The following is a 2,950-nucleotide window of genomic DNA, read 5'->3' as shown; positions in this document are numbered from 1 at the left end:
CTCGGAATGTGAATCAGGCCTTGAATTTGCTTGCTGATAATCATTTTGAGTATGTTAAGTCAGCATGTCCAAATTGTGAGTCAAGAAATGTGACCAGGCAGGGATGGCAGGAAAGAAACCCAATTTTGGGTGAATTCGGCTCTCAGAAGATTTATATGCAAAAGTGCAAATGCTGTAATAAAAAGTTCGTAACGCAATTGAATTCGGTTATAAAACCTCGTCATAGGTATGCAAATGTTTTTGCAGATAAATTAAAGGCATTTATGGAAACGGGCTATCGTTCACTGCGTAAAGCTGCAGCGGACTTTCAGACGTTCTTCGATATCCAAGCATGCCATGCCTCCATCAGAAACTGGCAGACTACAAAGCTAGGAAACCGAATAGAGAACATAGAAGTCGGTTATTCTGGTTATTACAGCTATGATGAGCAGTGGATTAAACTTGACGGTCTGAGACACTACCGTTTAACTTTATACGACTACATATTAAATATTCCTGTAGCCGACGAGATAAGCCCGAATAAAGAATATGACACCATAAAAGAGTTCATAGAAACATCTACAGAAGATAAAGACTTCTACTCATTAACAACCGACGGATTACTTGAATATAAAGGCATAACTGATGAATTAAAAGTTATACACCAACAGTGCATTTTTCACCTGTTGAAAATACTTAAAAAAGAAATATATCCACTATTAAAGTCTGATAATGTGTCTGATGAGGACAAAATGGAATTAAGATTTTATTTCCGTGAAATAAAAAGTATATTCGACACATACGTAGAAGAAATCGTAATACAACGATAGATTGCTTGATAAATTTAGCGATATTCCAAAGGTATTACAGAAATTCATCAAAGACAAGATAATCCCAGACTTCCAAAGCCGTCGAAAATCTTTGATTTTCGGGCATTCAAAATCTATGATTTTGAAAGACTCACACAATACACCCGAAATCCAAACGTGCCAAAAACAATTAGCTGCAATGAAAACTACTACCCGCAAACCTTACCAGATGAATTAAAAAGGAAATACAAAACACCAAACGGAATAACCAACTATCTACAAAAACAAATGCAAAACTGGACAGGAAAACACATAAAAAATGCCAACTCCCAATAACTTTACAGACCCGAATATTCATTAAACTTAAATATCTCTGGGATTTCGATTAACTTGTTTGTTCTTTGGATTTATTAAATCTTCTGGTCTTTTAAATTTTGATGGTAAAAAACATTAAAAATAAAACCCAAAAAACACATGTCACAAAAACAAGTAAATAAAATTCTTTGAAGAAAGTAAATGGTGCTAAAATGTTAAAGGTCTCTGAAATATCAGAATTCATTTATTGCCCTGCAAAACTGTATTTAAAACATACTATGGGCTTTGAAGTTCAAAACAATGAAATTATAACTGGAAAAGTCATCCACGAAGTTAGAAGAGCTTTTGAAGAAATCATCAAGCATAATATCTGGAACATCAAAAAAGATATGGAAACTGCAGAAATTCAAAAAATTATATTGCATGGAGTTCCTGAATTTATAGATGAATTGCAGGTTAAATACATAGATAGTTATAAAGCCCATCAGGAGAATTTAATTAAATTTTTCCATGAATTAAAAGAAGATTTAATAATTGAAGCAAGTTTAAATGTTTTGAAGATTAAAAAACTGATGAAAACAACTAAGAAGCACGGGATGGAAATTTCTGAAATGCTGTTTCCCCAATCACTCCTGGAATTTTCTCTTGAAAGTGAAGAACTGAATTTGAAGGGTAAAGTAGATAAAATTGAAATAATTAATGGTATCTATTATCCAGTTGAAATTAAAACAAGTTTTCCGCCTTTAAAAGGAACATGGTTATCTGATTCCCTTCAAATTGCAGCATACGCTGCTTTAATAGATTATGAATTAAATAAAGAAGTTCTTGTTGGGTTTGTTTATTACACCAAAATATGTGAAAGAAGGCCTGTTGTAATAAACTCAATTTTACATAATAAGCTCTTCCAGGTGCTTGATTCAATTAATACCATGTTTGAAAAGGAAGAAATACCTGAATTTAAGTTAAATAAAAAGAAATGCGAAAAATGTGAGTATATGGGGATTTGTGAATATTATGGCTGATTTTTGAAGAATTGGTAAACTTTTCACGCTTTTCAAGCTTATCATAGGGAAGTACGATGATTATGAGAGGGAAAGATTAGATAGGAATTACATTCTATTTAAAGAGCAACCACCACTCATTCCGAAAAACATTGAAAGAATTCATGATTTAGGATACCAGGATAAGACTCCTCTGAACTTAAAGTGAAAATACCTTTTAAGAAACCTGAAGGAGGAGAGCTCACAGAAGAAATAATGTTGAACCACTTACGCAAATGGTCTATTATGATAAAGTTTATTTTGAAATTATTAAAGAAAAAGAGTAAGAAGATTTCACAGTTCAATTTATACATTCAATTTATACATTTTAGAAAGCGAATGTGTTGAAAAACTCAAAAAATATTTTTCTAATAGTCTATATGATAAAATGGAGAAATTTTTAGTTACTGAATAAATTGAAGAGCTCTCAGAAATTAGAGAAGTGGAAGGATCAATAGATGACCCAAACTTTGCTTGATTATGTAGACTAAAACTTTATAATGGTGTTGTTATGACTAAATTTTTACCTGAACAGATGGAAATTGAAGAAAAAGAATATGAAGTACTTAAAAAACTTAATTTTATTTTTAATAATAGTTTAGAGACTTTTAACAGTCGCCTTAAAGATTCTATGAATTATATTTATTATATAACATTGCCTATTGTAATGGCTAGTTTAGAAACTATAGTGCTGTGCAAATGTTTTTATACTATGATCGTTATAGTTTAATTTATGGCTGGGAAAAAGGTTTATGTTGAGAGGCATTTGTCGGTTGAAGAGTTGGATCAGAAGATTCGTAGCTTGAA

2 protein-coding genes are annotated in these 2,950 nt (G+C 31.6%); both read left to right on the top strand.

The window, feature by feature from the left end:
- Positions 1-263 precede the first annotated feature (263 nt).
- Positions 264-809: a hypothetical protein gene (locus PQ963_10675; protein ID MEN4030124.1), complete on the top strand. Its 546-nt coding sequence runs from the start codon at positions 264-266 to the stop codon at positions 807-809.
- A 506-nt stretch (positions 810-1,315) separates the two neighbouring features.
- Complete coding sequence (gene cas4, locus PQ963_10670) at positions 1,316-2,125, top strand: CRISPR-associated protein Cas4 (protein ID MEN4030123.1); 810 nt, start codon at positions 1,316-1,318, stop codon at positions 2,123-2,125.
- Positions 2,126-2,950: the final 825 nt, after the last annotated feature.

The sequence above is a fragment of the Methanobacterium sp. genome, from assembly GCA_039666455.1.
Lineage (GTDB): Archaea > Methanobacteriota > Methanobacteria > Methanobacteriales > Methanobacteriaceae > Methanobacterium_D.
Note: the sequence above shows the minus strand (reverse complement) of the source record. Positions and strands in the feature narration are given on the sequence as shown.